This window comes from Deefgea rivuli DSM 18356 (assembly GCF_000620145.1).
GTDB lineage: Bacteria > Pseudomonadota > Gammaproteobacteria > Burkholderiales > Chitinibacteraceae > Deefgea > Deefgea rivuli.
Map to the genome: position 1 here is coordinate 440,831 of NZ_KK211081.1, position 19,987 is coordinate 460,817.

At 47.1% G+C, this 19,987-nt stretch carries 16 protein-coding genes and 1 tRNA gene; 4 read left to right on the forward strand and 13 right to left on the reverse strand.

All coding sequences use genetic code 11. The features are described from left to right. Nucleotides 1-180 precede the first annotated feature (180 nt). On the forward strand, nucleotides 181-2,976 hold the full coding sequence (gene uvrA, locus Q320_RS0112100) for an excinuclease ABC subunit UvrA (protein WP_505624083.1): 2,796 nt from the start codon (nucleotides 181-183) through the stop codon (nucleotides 2,974-2,976). 72 nt (nucleotides 2,977-3,048) lie between these two features. On the opposite strand, the gene pyk is transcribed toward uvrA, so the two are convergent. Beyond that, on the reverse strand, nucleotides 3,049-4,485 hold the full coding sequence (gene pyk, locus Q320_RS0112105) for a pyruvate kinase (protein WP_027469217.1): 1,437 nt from the start codon (nucleotides 4,483-4,485) through the stop codon (nucleotides 3,049-3,051). Nucleotides 4,486-4,646: 161 nt separating this feature from the next. Here pyk and Q320_RS0112110 point away from each other — a divergent pair. Together Q320_RS0112110 and Q320_RS0112115 are read left to right on the forward strand one after the other, a co-directional pair. Then, nucleotides 4,647-4,718 (forward strand) — tRNA-Arg (locus tag Q320_RS0112110). A gap of 99 nt (nucleotides 4,719-4,817) precedes the next feature. Next, complete coding sequence (locus Q320_RS0112115; RefSeq protein ID WP_027469218.1) at nucleotides 4,818-6,506, forward strand: site-specific integrase; 1,689 nt, start codon at nucleotides 4,818-4,820, stop codon at nucleotides 6,504-6,506. 61 nt (nucleotides 6,507-6,567) lie between these two features. On the opposite strand, the gene Q320_RS0112120 is transcribed toward Q320_RS0112115, so the two are convergent. The 4 genes from Q320_RS0112120 to Q320_RS0112140 all read right to left on the reverse strand — a co-directional run bounded on the left by Q320_RS0112120 (nucleotide 6,568) and on the right by Q320_RS0112140 (nucleotide 9,139). Then, nucleotides 6,568-6,765: a hypothetical protein gene (locus tag Q320_RS0112120; RefSeq protein WP_156939058.1), complete on the reverse strand. Its 198-nt coding sequence runs from the start codon at nucleotides 6,763-6,765 to the stop codon at nucleotides 6,568-6,570. Between the two features lie 905 nt (nucleotides 6,766-7,670). Further along, nucleotides 7,671-8,015 carry a hypothetical protein gene (locus tag Q320_RS0112130; protein ID WP_027469221.1) on the reverse strand — a complete coding sequence of 115 codons (345 nt, stop codon included), beginning with the start codon at nucleotides 8,013-8,015 and terminating at the stop codon, nucleotides 7,671-7,673. Then, complete coding sequence (locus tag Q320_RS0112135; RefSeq protein WP_027469222.1) at nucleotides 8,015-8,440, reverse strand: hypothetical protein; 426 nt, start codon at nucleotides 8,438-8,440, stop codon at nucleotides 8,015-8,017. The genes Q320_RS0112130 and Q320_RS0112135 overlap by 1 nt, the downstream gene beginning before the upstream one ends. 105 nt (nucleotides 8,441-8,545) lie before the next feature. Then, nucleotides 8,546-9,139, reverse strand: coding sequence for a recombinase family protein (locus Q320_RS0112140; RefSeq protein ID WP_027469223.1), 594 nt, complete (start codon nucleotides 9,137-9,139; stop codon nucleotides 8,546-8,548). A 318-nt stretch (nucleotides 9,140-9,457) separates the two neighbouring features. Between Q320_RS0112140 and Q320_RS0112145 the strand changes: the two genes are divergently transcribed. Continuing rightward, nucleotides 9,458-10,195, forward strand: coding sequence for a hypothetical protein (locus Q320_RS0112145; RefSeq protein ID WP_027469224.1), 738 nt, complete (start codon nucleotides 9,458-9,460; stop codon nucleotides 10,193-10,195). Between the two features lie 90 nt (nucleotides 10,196-10,285). Here Q320_RS0112145 and Q320_RS0112150 read toward each other — a convergent pair whose 3' ends face one another. The 8 genes from Q320_RS0112150 to fliE form a co-directional block, all read right to left on the reverse strand. Then, nucleotides 10,286-11,161 (reverse strand): hypothetical protein, encoded by an 876-nt coding sequence (locus Q320_RS0112150; protein ID WP_035853655.1) that lies wholly within the window; start codon nucleotides 11,159-11,161, stop codon nucleotides 10,286-10,288. A 474-nt stretch (nucleotides 11,162-11,635) separates the two neighbouring features. Next, a complete protein-coding gene (locus Q320_RS0112155) occupies nucleotides 11,636-14,110 on the reverse strand; it encodes a hypothetical protein (protein ID WP_027469226.1) in 2,475 nt (824 codons plus the stop codon). An 86-nt stretch (nucleotides 14,111-14,196) separates the two neighbouring features. Continuing rightward, nucleotides 14,197-14,628: a flagellar export protein FliJ gene (gene fliJ, locus Q320_RS0112160; protein ID WP_035853525.1), complete on the reverse strand. Its 432-nt coding sequence runs from the start codon at nucleotides 14,626-14,628 to the stop codon at nucleotides 14,197-14,199. A 5-nt stretch (nucleotides 14,629-14,633) separates the two neighbouring features. Continuing rightward, nucleotides 14,634-16,034 (reverse strand): flagellar protein export ATPase FliI, encoded by a 1,401-nt coding sequence (gene fliI / locus Q320_RS0112165; protein WP_027469228.1) that lies wholly within the window; start codon nucleotides 16,032-16,034, stop codon nucleotides 14,634-14,636. Further along, complete coding sequence (locus Q320_RS0112170) at nucleotides 16,018-16,872, reverse strand: flagellar assembly protein FliH (protein ID WP_027469229.1); 855 nt, start codon at nucleotides 16,870-16,872, stop codon at nucleotides 16,018-16,020. The genes fliI and Q320_RS0112170 overlap by 17 nt, the downstream gene beginning before the upstream one ends. An 8-nt stretch (nucleotides 16,873-16,880) precedes the next feature. Continuing rightward, nucleotides 16,881-17,888 (reverse strand): flagellar motor switch protein FliG, encoded by a 1,008-nt coding sequence (gene fliG, locus Q320_RS0112175; RefSeq protein ID WP_245591013.1) that lies wholly within the window; start codon nucleotides 17,886-17,888, stop codon nucleotides 16,881-16,883. 15 nt (nucleotides 17,889-17,903) lie between these two features. Next, nucleotides 17,904-19,625 (reverse strand): flagellar basal-body MS-ring/collar protein FliF, encoded by a 1,722-nt coding sequence (gene fliF / locus Q320_RS19715; protein WP_084282624.1) that lies wholly within the window; start codon nucleotides 19,623-19,625, stop codon nucleotides 17,904-17,906. Nucleotides 19,626-19,653: 28 nt separating this feature from the next. Beyond that, on the reverse strand, nucleotides 19,654-19,977 hold the full coding sequence (gene fliE / locus Q320_RS0112185; RefSeq protein WP_027469231.1) for a flagellar hook-basal body complex protein FliE: 324 nt from the start codon (nucleotides 19,975-19,977) through the stop codon (nucleotides 19,654-19,656). Nucleotides 19,978-19,987: the final 10 nt, after the last annotated feature.

The window sequence follows — 19,987 nt, forward strand, 5'->3', positions numbered from 1 at the left end:
ATTCTGAATTCAGCCTGACTTTGTCAGCATCGCTTTAAGGAGCATCAAAGCTTGAAAATTCAGAACCGAAATCAACTGGGCTACGCCGCTTTAACGAGAGTAAATATGTACCGTGCAACCGAACAAACCGACATCCCGATGATCCGCATTCGCGGAGCCCGTACGCATAATTTAAAAAACGTGAATCTTGACTTGCCGCGCGGCAAGTTGATTGTGATTACCGGCCTTTCCGGCTCGGGTAAATCCTCCTTGGCGTTTGATACTTTGTACGCCGAAGGTCAGCGGCGCTATGTGGAATCGCTGTCGGCCTATGCACGGCAGTTTTTGCAATTGATGGAAAAGCCGGATGTTGATTTGATCGAAGGCCTGTCGCCAGCGATCTCCATCGAGCAAAAAGCCACCAGTCATAATCCGCGCTCCACCGTGGGCACCGTTACCGAAATTCACGATTACTTGCGGCTACTCTTTGCGCGTGTTGGCACGCCATTTTGCCCTGAGCATAATCAGGCGCTAGAAAGCCAAACCGTCAGCCAAATGGTCGATCACGTGTTGGCGCTGCCTGAAGACAGCAAGTTGATGATTTTAGCGCCGGTGATTATGGGCAAAAAAGGCGAAAACGCCGATTTGCTCGATGATTTGCGCGCACAAGGTTTTGTCCGAGTACGCATCGACGGCGAAGTGTTCGAGTTGGATGAAACGCCGAAACTGGATAAAAACAAAAAGCACACCATTGATGTCGTTATCGACCGCCTGAAAGTCCACGCCGACATCCAGCAGCGTTTGGCCGAAAGCTTTGAAACCGCACTGCGCCACGCCGAAGGCCGCGCAATTGCAGTGGAAATGGATACGGGTAAAGAGCATTGGTTCTCGGCTAAATTTGCCTGTCCGGTGTGTAGTTACAGCCTGCCCGAGTTAGAGCCGCGCCTGTTCTCGTTTAATAATCCGATGGGCGCTTGCCCGTCGTGTGATGGCCTTGGTCACCGTACGTTTTTTGATCCAAAGCGCGTCGTGGCGCATCCTGATTTGAGCCTCGCTGCAGGCGCAGTCAAAGGCTGGGATAAGCGTAATCAGTTCTATTTCCAAATGCTGATGAGCATTGCCGAGCATTATGGTTTTGACATTAATACTGCGTGGAATGAGCTGACTGCTGAGGTGCAAGGCGCCATTTTGCAAGGCTCAGGCTTTGACGAAATTGCGTTTATGTATACCAATGAACGCGGTAATAAGTTCGAGCGCGTGCATTCGTTTGAAGGGATTATCCCGAATTTAGAGCGCCGCTATAAAGAGACTGACTCAATGGCGGTGCGCGAAGAACTCGCCAAATATCAGAACAATCAAGTCTGCCCAAGCTGTAATGGCGCTCGTTTACGCATCGAAGCACGTAACGTTAAAGTTGGGGGTATTACGCTGCATGCCATTGGACAAATGGCTTTGCGAGATACACTGCACTTTTTCCAAGATTTGAAGTTGGAAGGCTCCAAAGCACAAATTGCAGAAAAAATTGTGAAAGAAGTCGGCGAACGTTTGGGCTTTTTGGTGAATGTTGGTCTGGATTATCTGTGCCTTGAGCGCAGCGCCGATACGCTATCGGGCGGTGAAGCACAGCGGATTCGACTCGCTAGCCAAATTGGTTCAGGGCTAACTGGCGTCATGTATGTGCTGGATGAGCCGTCGATTGGCCTGCATCAGCGCGACAATGACCGCTTGATCGGCACGCTGATTCATTTGCGCGATTTAGACAATACAGTGATTGTCGTCGAACACGACGAAGATGCAATGCGCGCTGCTGATTGGCTGATTGATATGGGCCCGGGCGCTGGCGTGCATGGCGGCGAAGTGATTGCTTATGGTTTGCCGGAAGATGTATTTAATAATCCAAACTCGATTACCGGCCAGTTTATGACGGGTAAACGCAAAATTCATATGCCAGAAAAGCGCCGCGTGCCAACGGAAGACCGTTGGCTGCAAATCAAAGGCGCGAGCGGCAATAACTTGAAAGACGTTACGCTCGATCTGCCGCTGGGCATGATGGTGTGTATTACTGGCGTGTCCGGCTCGGGCAAATCGACGCTGATTAACGATACGCTGTACGCGATTGCCGCTAGAGAACTGAACGGTGCGGGGATTGAAGCATCGCCGTACAAAGAAGTGATTGGCCTGCAACATCTGGATAAAGTCATTAACGTCGACCAATCGCCGATTGGCCGCACGCCACGCTCCAATCCTGCCACTTACACCGGTCTGTTCACACCGATTCGCGAGCTGTTTTCAGGCGTGCCGATGGCGCGTGAACGCGGCTATGGGCCGGGACGTTTCTCGTTCAACGTCAAAGGCGGCCGCTGCGAAGCATGTCAGGGCGATGGCGTATTGAAAGTGGAAATGCACTTCTTGCCCGATGTCTACGTACCGTGCGACGTGTGCCACAGCAAGCGCTACAACCGCGAAACGCTGGAAGTGCTCTACAAAGGCAAAAACATTACCGAAGTGCTGGAAATGACAGTGGAAAATGCGCTGGAATTTTTCAGTGCGGTACCGACCGTCGCGCGCAAATTGCAAACGCTGATGGACGTTGGTTTGGGCTATATCCGCCTCGGCCAAAGCGCAACCACGCTGTCAGGCGGCGAGGCGCAGCGCGTGAAATTGGCGCTCGAACTCTCCAAACGTGACACCGGCCGCACCCTGTATATCTTGGATGAGCCAACCACCGGCCTGCATTTCCACGACATTGACTTACTGCTGACTGTCGTGCAACGTTTGGCGGGGCATGGCAATTCGGTGGTGGTAATTGAGCACAATCTGGACGTGATTAAAACCGCCGATTGGGTGATTGATTTAGGCCCAGAAGGCGGCGCAGGCGGCGGGCAAATTATCGCCACTGGCACACCGGAAGATATTGCGAAAAACCCAGCCAGCCATACAGGGTATTACCTTGCGCGTAGCTTGGGTATTAATGTAGAAGCCAATACCCAAGCATAAACACTTGCAGTACATAATAAAAACGGCCAGTGAAGACACTGGCCGTTTTTTATTCCATTTCAAACTCAGCAATTAACGCGCTTTCATTTCGCCCGCTTTGACGATTTTCAAGCAATTCGTACCGCCGCCCATACCCACCACATCACCAAACGTAAATGCAATCAAATCACCCGCTTGCACAATGCCACGCTTGAGCATTTCGACTTCGGCACGCAGTAGCAAAGATTCGCGGTCGGTATTATCGTGTGACAGCATCACTGGCTCTACATCGCGGAACAGCGCCAAGCGGTTATAGGTTTCGGCTTCCGGTGTTAAGGCATAAATCGGCACTCCAGAAATCACGCGTGACATCCACAGCGCCGACGAGCCAGATTGCGTCAACGCGGCAATCACTTTGACATTCAAATGGTTGGACGCAAACAGCGCCGCCATCGAAATCGTTTGATCGATGCGCGAATATTCGCCATCGAGCAAAGCGGCGTTGCAAACCGCATAATCTTGCGATTTTTCTGCTTCGACGCAGACGCGTGCCATCGATTCCACCGTTTCAACCGGATATTGCCCCGACGCCGTTTCTGCCGACAGCATCACTGCATCGGTGCCATCGAGCACCGCATTGGCGACGTCGGACACTTCGGCACGCGTAGGCACGGGACTAGAAATCATCGATTCCATCATTTGCGTCGCGGTAATCGTCAGCTTATTCATCCGACGCGCCGCTTTAATCATGCGTTTTTGTAGCCCTGGCACCGCCGCATCGCCCACTTCCACCGCCAAATCACCGCGCGCGACCATAATCCCATCCGAGGCAGTCAAGATGTCTTCTAGATTGGCAATCGCTTCAGTGCGCTCAATTTTAGCGATCAGCAAAGCTTTGCTGCCAGCGGCTTTAAGTAAAGTGCGCGCCATATACATATCCGCACTGCTTTTTGGAAACGACACGGCAACGTAATCGGCATGCAATTTAGCCGCCACTTTGATGTCTTCCATGTCTTTGCCAGTAAGCGCTGGCGCAGTCAGCCCGCCACCTTGGCGATTAATACCTTTGTTATTTGATAGCGTGCCGCCAACCAAAACGGTGGTATAGACCTTCGCGCCTTCGACCCTATCCACCTGCAATTTCACCTTGCCATCGTCCAGCAGCAAAATCACGCCAGCATCGACATCATTGGGTAGTTCTTTGTAATCTAAACCGACGGTATCTTGATTACCTAAAGCACATTCGGCATCGAGGGTAAATTTAGCGCCGTTTTTGAGTTCAATCTTATTTTTTTCAAACTTCCCAATGCGAATTTTTGGGCCTTGCAAATCCACCATAATCGCAATCGGGCGATTCATCTTTTTAGCGATTTCGCGCACCAAGGCGGCCCTATCCAGATGATCTTGCGCGGTGCCGTGCGAAAAATTCAATCGCACCATATTCACGCCAGCCAGTATTAATTTTTCTAGCGTAGCCACATCATTGGAAGAAGGGCCTAAGGTGGCGACGATTTTTGTACTTCGTGACATGAATTTCTCCTGAGCAATGCAAGGATGCAGCGTACAGCCTAGGTTAATTTACGCGGGATTGCGTTGATTAATGTCATTTTGCTGCAAGGTTGGTCGGCGAGCCATGCGGTGAATCAGCGCCTAGCCGAAGCGACGCCCTTCCGGTACAATCGCCGCCTTGTGTCCTCGTAGTACAACGGATAGTACAAGTGCCTCCTAAGCGCTAGATACAGGTTCGATTCCTGTCGGGGACGCTCTTATGCTTACAACCTCAGTATTCAAAGGGGTTCAAGGCATTTAGGGAACAATTACATTGCGTCGTTAGTCAAAGTGCTACATTCGAGCGCTACAACATGACGTATCAAGTCGCCTACCACTTGCAACGGCGCGAGAACTTTTTTTATTTTCGCCAAGTCATCCCCAAGAACCTCAGACGAACCTCGCAGCGAAGAGAGTTTTACTTCTCGCTCAAGGTCGGCTGCGTCAAAAAAGCTAAATCAATTGCATTGCGCTTGTCCATCTTGGCTGACTATGGCATTCGCAGGATTGAAGCAATGAGCACGTCAGAACACTCAACAGAGATTGAAAACCTTAACAAACAGCTTCAAAAACAACTCAACTTCCAAAACATCGAGAGCGAGGTGCTGCTTGAGCTAAAGTCGTTAGAGGTCGCAGAAACAAAACAAGACAAACTGCTTGCCGACGTTGCATTTAAGAAAAAAACACTGTGTCTTGAGGAGCAGCTTGCTGAGGCTCATGCTCAAATAGATGATGTTCGGATTGAAAGCGCCAAAGAAATCAAAACAATCAAAGATACGGCGGCAACCCTAACAGAGGCAACGACAAGAGGATTGATCGCACCAAAAGGCCAGTTGCTGAGCGTGGTCATTGAGAAATACTGCAAAGAAAAAGTAACTAAAGAAGAATGGCAACCAAAAGCTGAAAAGGAGAGCCGCGTACTCTTTGCGCTTTTGCTGGAAATTGTAGGTGATATACCAATTACCGACATCACCAGAGACATGGCAAAGAGCTTCCGTGATAAGCAGATGAAGCTGCCAAAGGGTCGAAGTGTGAGTAAAAAATACAGCCACCTGACTATTGATGAATTGATTGCCCTAGACCTACCCGAAGCAAGCTGCATTTCAAAAAGCACTATCAACGGCAGAATGGGTGATGTGAGCGGAATGTTCAAAGACGCAATGCGAGAAAAAGAAAACGAAGAACTAACTCGCAACGTATTTGAAGGCCTTCAACTCAATAGTAAAAAAACAATCATAGTGAGGAAGCCTTTCAATACCAAAGACCTTACAACTCTGTTTGGCTCTGGTGGGTACAAACTACGCGCATTCGACAAAGCCTTTAAATATTGGCTCGTACCAATGGCGCTGTTCACAGGAGCGCGGCTTAACGAGCTAGCCCAGCTTCACACAAACGATATTATTCAAGTGAACGCTCTTAACTATGAATCCGGCGCTACTGAGCAGATATGGTGCTTTAGAATCGACGATGCAATGTTCGACAACGAAGGCAACGAAGTAGCCTCCGCATCTATCCCGCTACATTGCGAAAAGCGGTTAAAAAACGATGCAGCAAGACGCCAGATACCTATCCATCCATTCTTACTTAATATGGGATTTTTGAGCTTTGTTGCAAAGATCAAAGCAAATGGCCACGTTCGCCTCTTCCCCGAAATACGCCCCACCGAACTCAACCATCACGCTGACGCGCCTTCGAAATGGTTCGGACGCTACAGAGAAGCGTGTGGTCTTACTGAGGAAGGAAAAGTCTTTCATTCCTTTCGACATACGTTCAGCACCGAAATGCAGAGTGCTGGTGTACCCGCATGGCAAGTCGGTATCGTTCTGGGTCACGCTGACGCACTACTAGCAGCGAAGACCTATGGGATAACCGCTGAGCCACTGTGTCTCAAGAAGCAAACAGTCGAGCGCCTACCAATCCCCCAAGAAGTTCTAGCCTTGATTCCCAAATACGACGAAATTACCACCATAAAAGCACTAAGGCCGCGTAAGCGTAAGTGCTAGCAGAAATAGTGATTTAGGCTCAGGATCGCTTGGCGAGGGTCTCCTGAGCCGCCAATTTAGATTAGTACAGCACTTCGACTACCAAGCTCTCAATCTTGCCGATGGTCACAACATTAGGCAGATTGGATAGCTGCTTCACATACTCCCCTTGCCGCAACTCTGAAATGCTGATGTAGTCTTTGGTGGCGTCATCGAAAACAATCTCTAGCTCTACTTTATTCATCACGCTTAACTCTGGTTGGTCTGTCTGAATCATCATTATAGTCATCAGATTTTCAAACTTATGACTGCGCGTAATCGCCCTACACGCGACTTAATAAGAACTTCGTAAGTAAGAATTTTTGCATTAAAAACGCCGTGTACAGCGGTTATGAGGCTTGGATGAGTAGTTTCTGGCTTATAAAGGTAAAACTATGGCGAAGCGTTTCCGATGTCGGCTTTTCCCCATTATCGAACCATGCGCGTTTGTGCAAAAAGAGAATTCGTCTTTGTTCGCTGCCGTTTCAAAGGTTTGTTGTCAAAAGTTCAAAAAAATTACTCAGGGTGGGGCATAGAGATACGCTGTTTTTTCTAGGACTTCGTCTCTTCTCAACCAAATTAACTCTTCTTTTCTCAACGGAATCTAAACTTATTTAATACCAAAACCGAGCAGCGCGAGGTAGGTGATTGATTAAATTATTCAACATCTTCATCAACAAGAATTCATCAAAGAGATTGCGAAGCAAGCGAAGTGATGAATTCAAACATTGGTATGTTGGGTAGGCCGCCTCGCTGCGCTCGCGTTACTCACTGGATGGCTTCAAAGAAGGCGAAATGGTGGTTAAGGTGTTGGGGTTTAAGTCCTTACATCGGGTTGGTAAAGGCGTATTTCCCCCAACCCCAAGCAAAGACTTGAAGTTGTTGGGCGCTCAGTTCCAACCCGACATCATCGGTATAGGCAACCATCCTTACTTTAGTCGCAGCTTGTGTTGGGTTGCAATGACAAGCAAGGTTCGGCGCTCATCACAACTCTCACTGGCACGGCCTGCGACAGTCTCTTTCGAGTCCAATCCCGCCGTTTGGGTATACCAGATTCTTCTACCCATGTGTCACTTCGTGACGCCCTTCATGCCCGAACGTTTGGATGCCGATAAAGCATGAATGGCTATTATAGTCAGCGCAGTTTCAAATCAGCGCCTCGAAATGCCGTTCACGCTCTGCCGCCGTTTCGTGGTGCATAAAGTGCAAGGTGTGTACAGATGGTAGCTTGATCTTCTTCGGTTCTCTAAAGATCAACATTTGCGCGATAAGCCACTCTATATCCTCTCGACGGTAATAACGCCTACCGCCCTTCATCGCCACTTCAATCTGCCGAACGCCCCTGCGCGTCATAGAGTCCGAGCGCGTGACATCGTTCAACAAATCGTAGGCGCTCATAAAAATTGAATGCGCTCTTAAGCCAGTGTCGATCAAAAAAACAGCATCGGCAGTGTTTAGGATTGGCGATGGAATGGGTTTAGCAGTTGCCATTATTTAGCCCCCTCAAGTGCGGCAAGCGCGCCGTTGACGTCTTGCGCTAATTGATGAGCTTCGGACAAATTAAGTTTGGCGGTAAAGGGGCGATTACCTACCCTTCCAACGACAGATATATGCGGCATGGGCTGGGTTTGTGGGAAGAATTCGATACTCAATCCTGTTGATGGTGTTGGCTCGGTGATACCTGCTGCTTTCATAGCCTCAATGACCCGCTGACTTGGCAACTCACCCCCAGCAACTTTACGGAGTGCATCTATCGGCTTCATTTCTTGATTTACAAAAAGAACAAGCCGCATCCATCTTTGCCAAGTTAAGTCGTTCTCGTTTGCCTGTTGCTCTAAGGTCGACCATTCTTCCGCTGTCAGGCGAAAAGCTGTTGCCTTGCCATTTGTGCGGATAGTTCGTGCTGGGTTTGCCATGTGCTGTACCTGATTTATATGCCCAGAATACTAACTCACCACCCACAAGTTTACAAGTAAATGTAAACAAAATTTACAACAAAAAACCCTCTTTCGAGGGTTTGGCTAGGCACTAGCTTCCTTAGCCCTGTTTGCTGCGATAATTCTCTGGACTGTGCCAGCGCTCACCTTATGCCTATCCGCAACTTTGCGAATACTAGAGACTGGCAGGTCAGCAAGGATAGCGGCGGCCTTCTCTGCATCGATTGTTGTCGGGCGGCCTAGTGTCTTGCCCTCTGCTTTGGCGCGTTGCAAACCAGCTTGAGTACGTTCCACCAGTAAGTCACGCTCAAATTGAGCTACCGCCGCCAAAACGGTTACGGTCATCTTTCCCGCCGCACTGGTTAAGTCCATGCCGCCCAGCGCCAAACAATGCACCTTAACGCCCATTGCTTCCAGCTTAGTGATTGTTGCCAGCACGTCCGAAGTATCACGGCCTAAGCGGTCGAGTTTCGATACTACAAGGGTATCGCCCTCTTCCAGCTTGCCGATTAACTCCGAGAAGGCTGGGCGCTGCATGGCGCAAGTTTTGCCGCTGATGGTTTCGACAAAAGCACGGCTTGAGGTAACTTTAAAGCCAGCTTCCTTGATTTGGAGTTCTTGATTGTCGTTGGTCTGGTCGATGGTGGAAACACGGCAATAAGAGAATGTGCGGCTCATGATATGCAAACCAATGTATCTAAAAGGTGTATTTTATATGGTCGATGTATTTTATGTCAAACCCTAGTTTACAGGCACGACAAACCCCAGCAAAACCGTAGTCGAAAAATCGTATCGAAAACGGTCGTTTTAGATACAGAGTCACAATCAGAAAATTTGAAGATATACGTAAACCTGCTAGGATATGCTCTGGCTGCCTAGCCGAACCTACTGTCGGGTTAAAGAGGCGTTCTTATTAATCAAAGTACCTGCTCCACCTTCATTCATTTGTCGGTGCGTAATCGACAGACACCGCCACTTTATGTTTGGAGGTATCAAATGCCATCAATTGAAGTTAAAGCTTCATCAATTACATCAGCGAAACACGCTTTACTAGACCAATGCCCTGAGATTAAGTCCTCACACTTGAGTGAAGCACTTGCAGCGGCGCTGGGCTTCCGTACCAATGCCGCACTTTTATCTGCACTTCCAAACCTAGACGCCGATCCGCCCATTGAGTTTCTACAGCACCAGCTTTTTTCTCAACGCCTTAAAGAGCTAGGCTATCAGTTAAGTGAAAAAAAGGCTTTCGCAGTTTTCTCTAACATTGGTGCAATAGCAACCAATGATGATCGAGCACAATACATCGAATACAAAAGCAAAAGAGATAAGGCCTGGAGAAACCTATTAGTCTGCGCCATCAATGCCGGTATAACTCAAAAACTATTTTCATTAAGGCCAAATGATTGCAGATGGGAAGATCATAAGCACAAAGGCGCTTTATTTGATTTCCTACTTCCAAATGGTCTGCCTGCTCGTGGATATGTGCAAGATGCTGGCTTCTCGGAACTAGCCATTCACGTGGCCGTAAATCCAATTGACAATTGGGTTCGCGCATTCAATGCGGGCTTTTCCGCTGGAGATGCCTTTGCTACAAGCTGGCTGGAACGGGAAAGAGGAGCGTGGCTTCAATCTGCGACAACGACGCTAAGTTGCAGAAATAATTTACTTCAACCTTTAGCGGAAATTATCGTAGAACCGAGAGGCTACGGTGATCGTGGACGTGTGATTAATTAGAAAAAGCCGCCATTAAGGCGGCTTCTACATTTTAGATGAAGCACGAGAAGCAATTAATCAATTTTAAGCACATAGCTTCGGATGCTTACCTTACTTCCGCCCAAACTTGACGTTGATGACATTTCCGCCGTCAACGGAGGTAACTCTTGATGCTAATTTCCACTTTGGGCTGTGTCTCCAGTGAAACCCAAAATCTGCGCTAATACCCGCCCCGCAATTAGTCGTGAGACAGCCTTTAATCACCGCCCCACCAAGAGTAGTTGCATCAGGTGAAATTTTTATATTAGTCCCTCCAATTTCGAGAGCGACTTCTACTACGGTCAAAGGGAACGAAATCAAACTATTGCGGAGAAATATATCGGTTTTATACCTACTGCAAGCCTCTTCGACCGTATTGATTTCTATGAAACGGATATGCAACATATCACCATTGCTGTAGTGAACTTCCAGCTCTTTTCCTTGAGGAGGGGATCGTAAATCGCTAGGTGCGCCAATATTTTCCCAAGAGTTGGCTTGCATAACGATGCGTTCCTCATCAAGTATGCTGAGAAGCTCAATACTTAATCGTAAATAACCATCCGAATCTCGCTCCAACGCAACAACGTCATGCCCATCAATAACGATTATCTTTGGCGTTTCATAGTAAAAATTTCCACCCACAACAGCAAGCATGTCACGCCTTAGCCAATCAAGGCGACCTCGAACGAGAGTAGCATTGTCTACGTCTTGCTTCATTGAGTGCAATTGTTCGACTGTGTAGCTTCCACCGTCTGCTTTTCGATGATGCTCTGGACATAGAGCAATCATTCCTTTTACCTCATTGTGGGCTTGAATATGGACTGGAGGATCAAAATGATGATATTCCAAATAAGGATTGCCGCACCCCTTCACAGGACAGCCAAAACCAACCTCTTGCCTAAGTTCCCGCTTGATTGCATCAGGAATGCTTTTTCGTTTTGTATCCACCGATATCAACTCCACATGCACGAGATCAAAAAAATATTTTAAGTACCCTAAGTGTAACCGCCATAAAACTTATAAGTAGTGTAATTATGAGGCACGTTTATATTGCCATCATCGTGGTTATTGTCACAACAAAGTAACTACAGATAGCATTAAAATTTCGACGCACTTGACTGATACATTTGCAGACCCGACTATCGGCCTTTTAACCAAGCTTTGCGTAACTTCGCAACTATAGTGTCGACTCCTGTCGGGGACACCAAAAATACAAATAACAAAAGCCCCAGCAACGGGGCTTTTGTTATTTGTTTATCATCTATCTGTTGCTATAAGAAAATATATCAAGTGCACTACTAGTAAGTAAATTACATATAAAAAATAAATAATTATTTAAATCTCTATTTCCGCAATAATTTGATAACCTCACAAAAAATATTTTAATAATTACTTCGATCAGCGATTATTAGACATAAAAATTTACCGTCTCACCTTCCTGCCATTATGATATGGGGCGCTTCCCAGGCCTTTAATATGAGTTAGCACAGATTCAAAGGTTCTTTCCCCCTTAATTAAAACTGTTTTCCAATCAAAGTAAGGTGCGGATAAGCCACTAGCATCCCATACTCGACATAAGTAATTACGAAAATCCACAGTTCTAGCATATCGATGTCTTATATCAAAAGACTCCATTTCTAAACTACACTTACCTTGAACTCCAGAATCAAATATTGGAGTATCAAAAACCATCGCGTCTAAATATGCAAACGTAGGGCACCAACGAAGCAAGTGGTACGCACCAACAGTAGTAACACGAAATGCGTCCGTCAAATCTCCAACTAATTCGGAGCCTGAAGACTCTTCAAATGTGACTCGCTGTGTCGTTTCAATTAATTTTTTATTTGTCAATCTGCGAAGGGCACTTTCTGATTGCTCAACAGTAAACCCATGAGATTGCATTTCTTCTTTAATAATTAAGGCACTCACAAATCCTTCAACATTACGGTGTGAGGCATCATAATTAAGGTAACCCAAAACTAGAGAGCATAAGAAATGCTCTCTAATATCAGGATATCGAACATCAAATAAATTCATTGCAAGTGATGAATTTGGATCATAGTTTGAATAATCACCTAAGAGCGCTGCTTTTGAAAATTCGTGAACAGGAATTATGTACTCACCAACTCGACTGTAAATCTCAATAATTTTATCGCTATCAACATTTGGGCTACCTGTAAATTTAGTAACAAAGTCGAGCATCGATCTCACATTACCACCTGTAATATTTGATAAAAACTCAGCAACTGCTGGATTTTTTCTTAATGAATGCAACAAGGCTTTTAAAAATATAGCAATACTTTCCAAATTCAAGCTTACACTTGAAATTGACTCAATTGGAAGACGTCCTTCCGCAATATTTAGAGCAAAAATAAGTCTTTTCTCTAGTACTTGCTCTGGTCGGGGTGGCATAATATAAAAGACCTTATTAGGATATGCAGACAACGCACCTGTTCTTTTTGACTGATGAAATGTATTAGGTCTCACAGATAAAAAAACAATAGCAGCCCAGTGCTGCGCAACTCCTTGAGAGACAATAAATGCTTTTTGTTGCGTTTCAAGTTCACGCTGATCAACGTTATCGAAAATAATAATAAGCTGTTTATTTGTTGTTTTCTGAATCTGTTTAATAGATACACGCAAATGATCTTCTTTAGATTCTAGTTTTTTGGATAAAAATTCGAGTAGCTTCTCTTGAAACAATGAGGGATTGCTATCGGCAATTCTCCCATACACACCATTTTCAAACCGTTTAATCTCATCACGATAAGCCGAATTAATAAAATTATAAGCCTGTATATCTATTTCATATTTTTCATACAACTGCTTACTAACTTCATTACTAACGTACTCTTCTAAATTATCATCTAAAAATGCATTCACCCCAAGGTCAAGATAGACATATATAGATTTTTTAAACTCTTCCTCAGCCTGAACTAGCATCAAATTTTTAATAAATGATGTTTTTCCAACACCCACATCACCGAGTAAAATTATTGGCCGCCGAGATAACCCTTCAGCTAAAATTTCAGAAGAAACACCAGCCTTACCTTTAGATTTAATAGGAACAACGGCAGGAGCTTCCTCACTAGGATGAAACAATGCTGCATAGCGCGTTTTTAGCAAATTTTTGCTAACCAAAGCATCTTGAGCAAGAGGCCCACTATCACAATAACATTCACGATAAAATCGCTCTTCTAATTCTTTTGTTCTAGCAATATCTTCTAATAGCAACTCAGCCACCATGCGAAGACTATTTTGTGAGTTGCTCTGATATCGAAAAGATGGATGATTGGATAATTTAGATGATATTTTCTCAGGAATCCCTGCAACCCCATTTGCATCAAGATATGTTAAAAGCTTATTTGATACCGCTCCTAAAGGAGAGATCATATTATGAATTAAAGCGAAATTTTCAATTAATTGTTGAAAACCATCAATAACTAATGCCCTACCATCGAAAGGTGAATTGCCATCAGTTCTAGCGCCTACAAATAAAATAAGTTGTGGACCATTGCAAATTGCAGCATAACGAACACCCCGTTTTGCACAGTATCCTTGTACCTGCTCAATAGCCTCTTTAGCAGCAGCGCTTAAACCAATTAATTGCTTTAAAGGCACAAGCAAGCTTTTACTTTTACGCTGCGGGATTTCAAAGAAGACGGCATCCCGCTTAGCCTCTAAAATTATGGAAACGGGGCTTCCAAGTTCGTAATCACTTCGCTCACCACTTAGGTACTTTTCCAACGGAATAGTATGGCGATCCCAGCCTAAACAATCAGTGAGTAATACATCAATATAATGAAATCTAGTTTCTGCCTCATTTTTACAGCCTAGCTCAGTATATTGCTCAATGAGAGCATTAATGTTTTTACTTGCAGTTACAAAATCAATCATTATTTCTTCTTATTGAATGTAAGGAAGCTAAAGCCAAACACAAGTATAATCTGATACCGCTTTAAAAAATTTCAGAGTCACTAAATTTAATTTCGCCCAAGGCGGCTATTGAACTCGTCAGATAATTTTTGTTCAAGTTGCCCTTCTTTACGCAATTCGGCTTGATTATGCCGATCACGTAGCGCCTCAAAGGCTTTAACCTTCTTTTCGCATTCCTGCCAATCATTTTTGCGCCGTTCATATTCCTGCGCTAGTCGATCGACTTCAAAGACTTGCTGATCGGCAACACCATCGAGCTTGGCCAAAAACAATTGGTAATCACGCCATTGCCCAATCGACATACCGGTTTGCGCGCTATTGGCGAGGCGGGCGCGGTATTCATTGCGAAAGCCATCAACTTGCTCTAATTTGCTGCGCGCCAATAACCATGCCGCTTGTGCGGCTTGCATTAAACGCGAAGCGTCTTCGCGCCGATCAACGGATAATTGCAGTAAAAATGCAAAGCGAAACTTGGCCACGAAGATCAAACCCCAAACAATTGGGCGAGCTTCATTCTAGCGCCCTCGTAACTTTCCTGCTCATGAATGGCTTGCTGCAAAAAAGCTTCGAACGCCGGATAGCGCCGAATCGCATCGTCGAGCACCGGATCTGAGCCGGGGACATACGCGCCGACGCTAATCAAATCACGGCTGCGCTGATAACGCGCGTAAAGGTATTTAAATTTACGAACCAGATCAAATTCTGGCGGGCTAATGATGTCGTGCATCACACGTGAAATCGACGCTTCAATATCAATCGCCGGATAATGGCCTGACTCGGCCAATTGCCGCGATAAGACAAAGTGACCATCTAAAATAGCGCGTGCATTGTCGGCAATCGGATCTTGCTGATCGTCACCTTCAGATAAAACGGTATAAAACGCAGTGATTGACCCGCCGCCTTCGCGGCCATTGCCAGCGCGCTCGACCAGTTGCGGCAAACGCGCAAACACCGACGGTGGATAACCTTTGGTTGCTGGCGGCTCGCCAATCGCCAACGCGATTTCGCGTTGCGCCATTGCATAGCGCGTTAGCGAATCCATAATCAGCAGTACATTTTGCCCTTGATCGCGGAAATACTCAGCAATGCTGGTTGCGTACGCTGCGCCGTAAAGTCGCAGCAAAGGCGGCGTATCCGCAGGCGCGGCAACAACCACACTGCGAGCGCGGCCTTCGTCTCCGAGAATATTTTCAATAAAGTCTTTCACCTCGCGGCCACGTTCACCAATCAAACCAACAACGACGACATCGGCCTTGGTATAGCGCGCCATCATGCCGAGCAAAACCGATTTACCCACACCAGAACCAGCAAACAAACCCAAACGCTGGCCGCGCCCGACGGTGAGCATGGCGTTAATTGCACGCACGCCAACATCCATCACATCTTTGACGGGTTCCCTATCCATCGGATTATACGGGCGAGCAAATAAGGGTTGATAGGCATCAAATTCTAGCGGCCCTTTACCATCAAGGGGGCGGCCAAGACCATCCAAAATACGATTCAGTAAGCCCCAGCCGACCGGCACTTGTCGACCATGGTCTTCCATACGGCGCTGTGCAGTGCGCGGTTGGCCGTATTCGGGAACCCACGCAGCAAAGTCTTCGTGCGGCACGACAGCAGCACCAGGCTCGACGCCATACACTTCGGCAATCGGCATCAGAAACAAGCGCGCTTCCTGAAAACCGACGACAACCGCCTCAACCGGATGCCCGCTCGGCGTCATCACATTACACGACGCGCCAATGGGCAAGCGCAGACCAACGGCTTCGAGCACCATGCCAGACACACGCGTTAATCGCCCACGCGGCAGCCACGGGCGCACGGCACCAACAGCCAAGGCGCAATCTTTGAGGTAGGACTGGATGAGATTAATCGATTGCGTCATTGTCTGCCGCAAAGGGCGCGCTCATAGGCGTATCTGTTGCTACAGTGGCAGATGACTGCGCCTCCATCGAAGCTATATCTGGGTATTTACCCCAAGCTAAGTCTGGATGATGGCTACGCTTCAATACCTTTAGAATATTTTCCCAGCGCGACGCCAGCGTATAACTAAGCTGTGTGGCTGGTGTTTCGATTTTGCAACTGCCACTCGCCATATTCGGGTCGGGCAATAAACGCCACACATCCGAAGGCAGTTCAATATGCAGTGCCGATTGCAGTAATTCCAAATCATCCGGCGACAAATACAAGCGCGATGGATGCACGGGCGTTGGCATCACCGCCAAAGCCTCGCGAATTGGCGCGAGTAATTGTCTTGGTTGGCTTTGTAGTTCATCGCAAATCATTTGCCGCGCCACCAACAAGCCCAAATCAAGCACGGATTCGGCCAATTGACTTTCTGCTGCTTGCAAAGTATCGGTCACACTGGCGAGCAAAGCCTGCAATTGCAGCACTTCGGCCTCAGCAGCCAAACGCCCCGCTTCCAAACCGGCTTGAAAACCCTCATCGTGGGCTTGCTGCTGAATGGCTTCGATTTCTTCAGCTGTTGGGTAAGGCATTGCAGGTTCGTCGGGCAAACCGATTTCAGTCTCAACCAGCTGAGTTTCTTCTTGGTGAACGTGCTCAACGGCTGGCGCTAGTTCAGCACCAGCGTTGAGCTGTTCTATTTCTGGAATTGCTGGAGAATGCGCCGCAGCGGGCGTATCGAGTAATGAGTTAAATTGCCAGCGCTGAAATTCAGATAGCTCTTCGCGTGGAATCACGCGTCGATGAGGTCCAGACATGATATTCCTTAATCAACTAGACCCTCGCCACCGCCACCGCCAAGGACAATTTGCCCTTCATCAGCCAGACGACGTACGATTTTGAGAATTTCTTTTTGCTCACCTTCAACCTCAGACAGTTTGACTGGCCCTTTGGCTTCCAAATCTTCACGCAACATTTCCGCCGCACGTTGCGACATATTTTTGAAGATTTTCTCGCGTAGTGCTTGGCTGGTGCCTTTCAACGCAATAATCAAGGAATCAGACTGAATTTCACGCATCAACAATTGGATACCACGGTCATCAATATCCAAGACATTGTCGAAGGTAAACATTTTATCTTGGATTTTTTGTGCCAACTCAGGATCGTATTCACGAATATTGGCAACTGCCGAAGTTTCGACGGCGCTACCCATAAAGTTGAGCATATCGGCGGCCATTTGCACGCCACCCATTGCGCTTTTCTTGAGCTTATCCGAGCCAGATAACAATTGGGTAAGTACATCGTTGAGTTCTTTCAGTGCCGCAGGCTGCACACCTTCCAGCGTAGCAATCCGTAGCAACACATCATTACGCAAACGCTCAACAAAATGCCCCATGATTTCGGACGATTGATCGGGCTCTAAATGCACCATAATCGTCGCGATAATTTGCGGATGTTCATTTTTAATCAGCTCGGCAACCGCAATTGAATCCATCCATTTCAGTGATTCAATGCCGTTATTATCATTGCCTTGCAAAATACGGTCGAGCAAGTTGGCCGCTTTATCAGTACCCAACGCTTTAGTGAGAACGGAGCGGATATATTCGTCGGCGGCGCCCAGATTAGCGCGATTTTGCGTAGACGCGATAAAGTCACCCAGCACTTTATCCATCTCTTCACGTTTGACGTTGTTCATATTGGCCATTGCGAAGCCTAATTTTTGTACCTCTTTCGGGCCCAAAAACTTGAACACTTCAACCGCGCAATCTTCACCCAAGGACATCAGGAGCAAAGCACCGCGATTGACGCCTTCTTCATTCATACTGGCAGCCATCTAGATGCCCTCCGCTCAGGAAATTTTATTCGGATTGCCCTTGTCATCAGCTGCACTGGCCATCCATTCGCGCAGAATTGTGGCCACCATGCGCGGATCATTTTTCGCCAACTCTTTGGCTTGTTGCAATAGGTCAGCAAAGGCAGACATTTTGCTTTGATCTTCTTCGCTTTCGGTTTTGACTCCCGAATCAGGCGAGAAATGATCTCCAGCCGCCATTTCGCCCAAATCCAGCTCCATCGTACGCGCTTCTTCGCGCGAGCGAGTGATGTCTTTCATCAATGGTCGCACAATAAAGAACAGCAAATAAAAGACCGCGACTAAAATCACAAAAGCCTTGAGTACATCAGGCCCATTGCTTTGCAGATAAGTTAAAGCGCGGTCTTGCAGCGGTTTTTCTTCTAATGGCATTGACTCGGCAAAGGCGGCATTCACAACATTGACCGAATCGCCACGCTCTTTATTAAAGCCAATCGCTTCGCGTACCAGATTATTAATCTGCGTCATTTCAGCAGGAGAAAACGGCACATAGGACAATTTGCCGTCTTTATCTTTGCCCGCCTTGTAGTTCAGCACCACCGCAGCCGACAAACGTTTAACGGTACCAACGGATTGCCGCACATGCTGAATGGTTTTATCAACTTCAAAATTGGTCGTGCCTTCCTTGCGCATATTGCTCGCACCGGTACTTGCAACGGCACTCGCCTCACTCGCCACAGGTGCCGTAATCGGCGCTGCAGCAGCGCCAGGCGGTTGATTCGATAATGCACCTGGCACGCCCATTGCAGCATCTTCTGCAGAACGGCCAGATTGTTCTAAAGATTGCTGGCTACGAATCGCGGCGGCATTGGGCGGGGAATTAGGCTTGAAGGTTTCAGATGTTTGCTCAACTTCAGAAAAGTCTAATTGTGCAGTGACTTCGGCCCGAACATTGCCTTTACCCACAATCGGAGCAAGGATGGTTTCTAGTCGCTCAACAAAACCACGTTCTACCAAATTAACATACTGCAACTGACGTTGATCTAGCGAGCCTTTATTCATCAAGTCCGCCGAACGCGACAGCAAATTACCGTCCTGATCAACGACAGTGACATTACTCACTGGCAAGCCCGGAATACTGGATGACACTAAATGAATAATACCGGCAATTTGGCCGCCATCTAAGCTACGCCCTGGATGCAGGGTTAATACAATCGAAGCGGAAGGTTTTTGTTGGTCACGCAGGAAAACAGTTTGCTTTGGCGTCGCTAAATGCACGCGCGCTTTTTCAACAGAGGAGATACTTTCAATTGAACGAACCAATTCACCTTCGATTGCACGCTGATAATTGACTTGCTCAGCAAATTGCGAAACGCCAAATTTTTGATTATCGATCAGCTCAAAGCCGGTATTAGCGGCTTTTGGCAAACCTTGCGCAGCAAGCTTCAAACGAATGTCATAGATTCTGTCTGCAGGAACAGAAATCGTTCCAGCGTCCAGTTTAAAGGGAATTTTTAGCTGCTCTAAAGACTGAACGACTGCGCCGCCGTCTTTATCTGGCAGATTGGTAAACAGAATGCGATAAGCGGGTTCACGTGACCAAAGCAAAGAGCCGACAACGCCGGCAACAATGACCGCCACCATGACCATAGCGATCATTTTGCGGGCAGCAGGCATCTCGTTGAAGCGCTGACGCAGCCCACCGATATTTCCTGCTCTAACTAGGGTGTTATCTGTCGCGACGCCCGCTTCTGCCATACTCTACCGGTTTTCAAGGTCTCAGGTTTTACACCTGCATATTCATCACTTCTTGATAGGCAGTAACAAGCTTATTGCGCACTTGAACCATCGTTTGAAAACTCAAACTGGCTTTTTGCAATGAAACCATCACATCTTGTAAATTCGCCTCAGAATCACCCGACTGAAAAGCCGTTTGTTTGGCTTGAGCATCTTGTGAGACTTGGTTCACCTGATCGATGGACTGTTTAAGTAACTCTGCAAAATCGGGCGCACCCGACACTTCTGCCGGATTGCTGACTGGCTGACCCGAAGCCAGCGCAGACATCGACCTTAATTCGCCGAGAACCTGATCAATTCCTTGCACGCTCATAACTACCTAT

Coding starts and splice junctions, on each gene's coding strand:
- pyk (WP_027469217.1), bottom strand. CDS start 4,485: ATGTCACGAAGTACAAAAATCGTCGCCACCTTAGGCCCTTCTTCCAAT.
- Q320_RS0112115 (WP_027469218.1), top strand. CDS start 4,818: ATGACGTATCAAGTCGCCTACCACTTGCAACGGCGCGAGAACTTTTTT.
- Q320_RS0112120 (WP_156939058.1), bottom strand. CDS start 6,765: ATGATGATTCAGACAGACCAACCAGAGTTAAGCGTGATGAATAAAGTA.
- Q320_RS0112130 (WP_027469221.1), bottom strand. CDS start 8,015: ATGGCAACTGCTAAACCCATTCCATCGCCAATCCTAAACACTGCCGAT.
- Q320_RS0112135 (WP_027469222.1), bottom strand. CDS start 8,440: ATGGCAAACCCAGCACGAACTATCCGCACAAATGGCAAGGCAACAGCT.
- Q320_RS0112140 (WP_027469223.1), bottom strand. CDS start 9,139: ATGAGCCGCACATTCTCTTATTGCCGTGTTTCCACCATCGACCAGACC.
- Q320_RS0112145 (WP_027469224.1), top strand. CDS start 9,458: ATGCCATCAATTGAAGTTAAAGCTTCATCAATTACATCAGCGAAACAC.
- Q320_RS0112155 (WP_027469226.1), bottom strand. CDS start 14,110: ATGATTGATTTTGTAACTGCAAGTAAAAACATTAATGCTCTCATTGAG.
- fliI (WP_027469228.1), bottom strand. CDS start 16,034: ATGACGCAATCGATTAATCTCATCCAGTCCTACCTCAAAGATTGCGCC.
- Q320_RS0112170 (WP_027469229.1), bottom strand. CDS start 16,872: ATGTCTGGACCTCATCGACGCGTGATTCCACGCGAAGAGCTATCTGAA.
- fliG (WP_245591013.1), bottom strand. CDS start 17,888: ATGGCTGCCAGTATGAATGAAGAAGGCGTCAATCGCGGTGCTTTGCTC.
- fliF (WP_084282624.1), bottom strand. CDS start 19,625: ATGGCAGAAGCGGGCGTCGCGACAGATAACACCCTAGTTAGAGCAGGA.
- fliE (WP_027469231.1), bottom strand. CDS start 19,977: ATGAGCGTGCAAGGAATTGATCAGGTTCTCGGCGAATTAAGGTCGATG.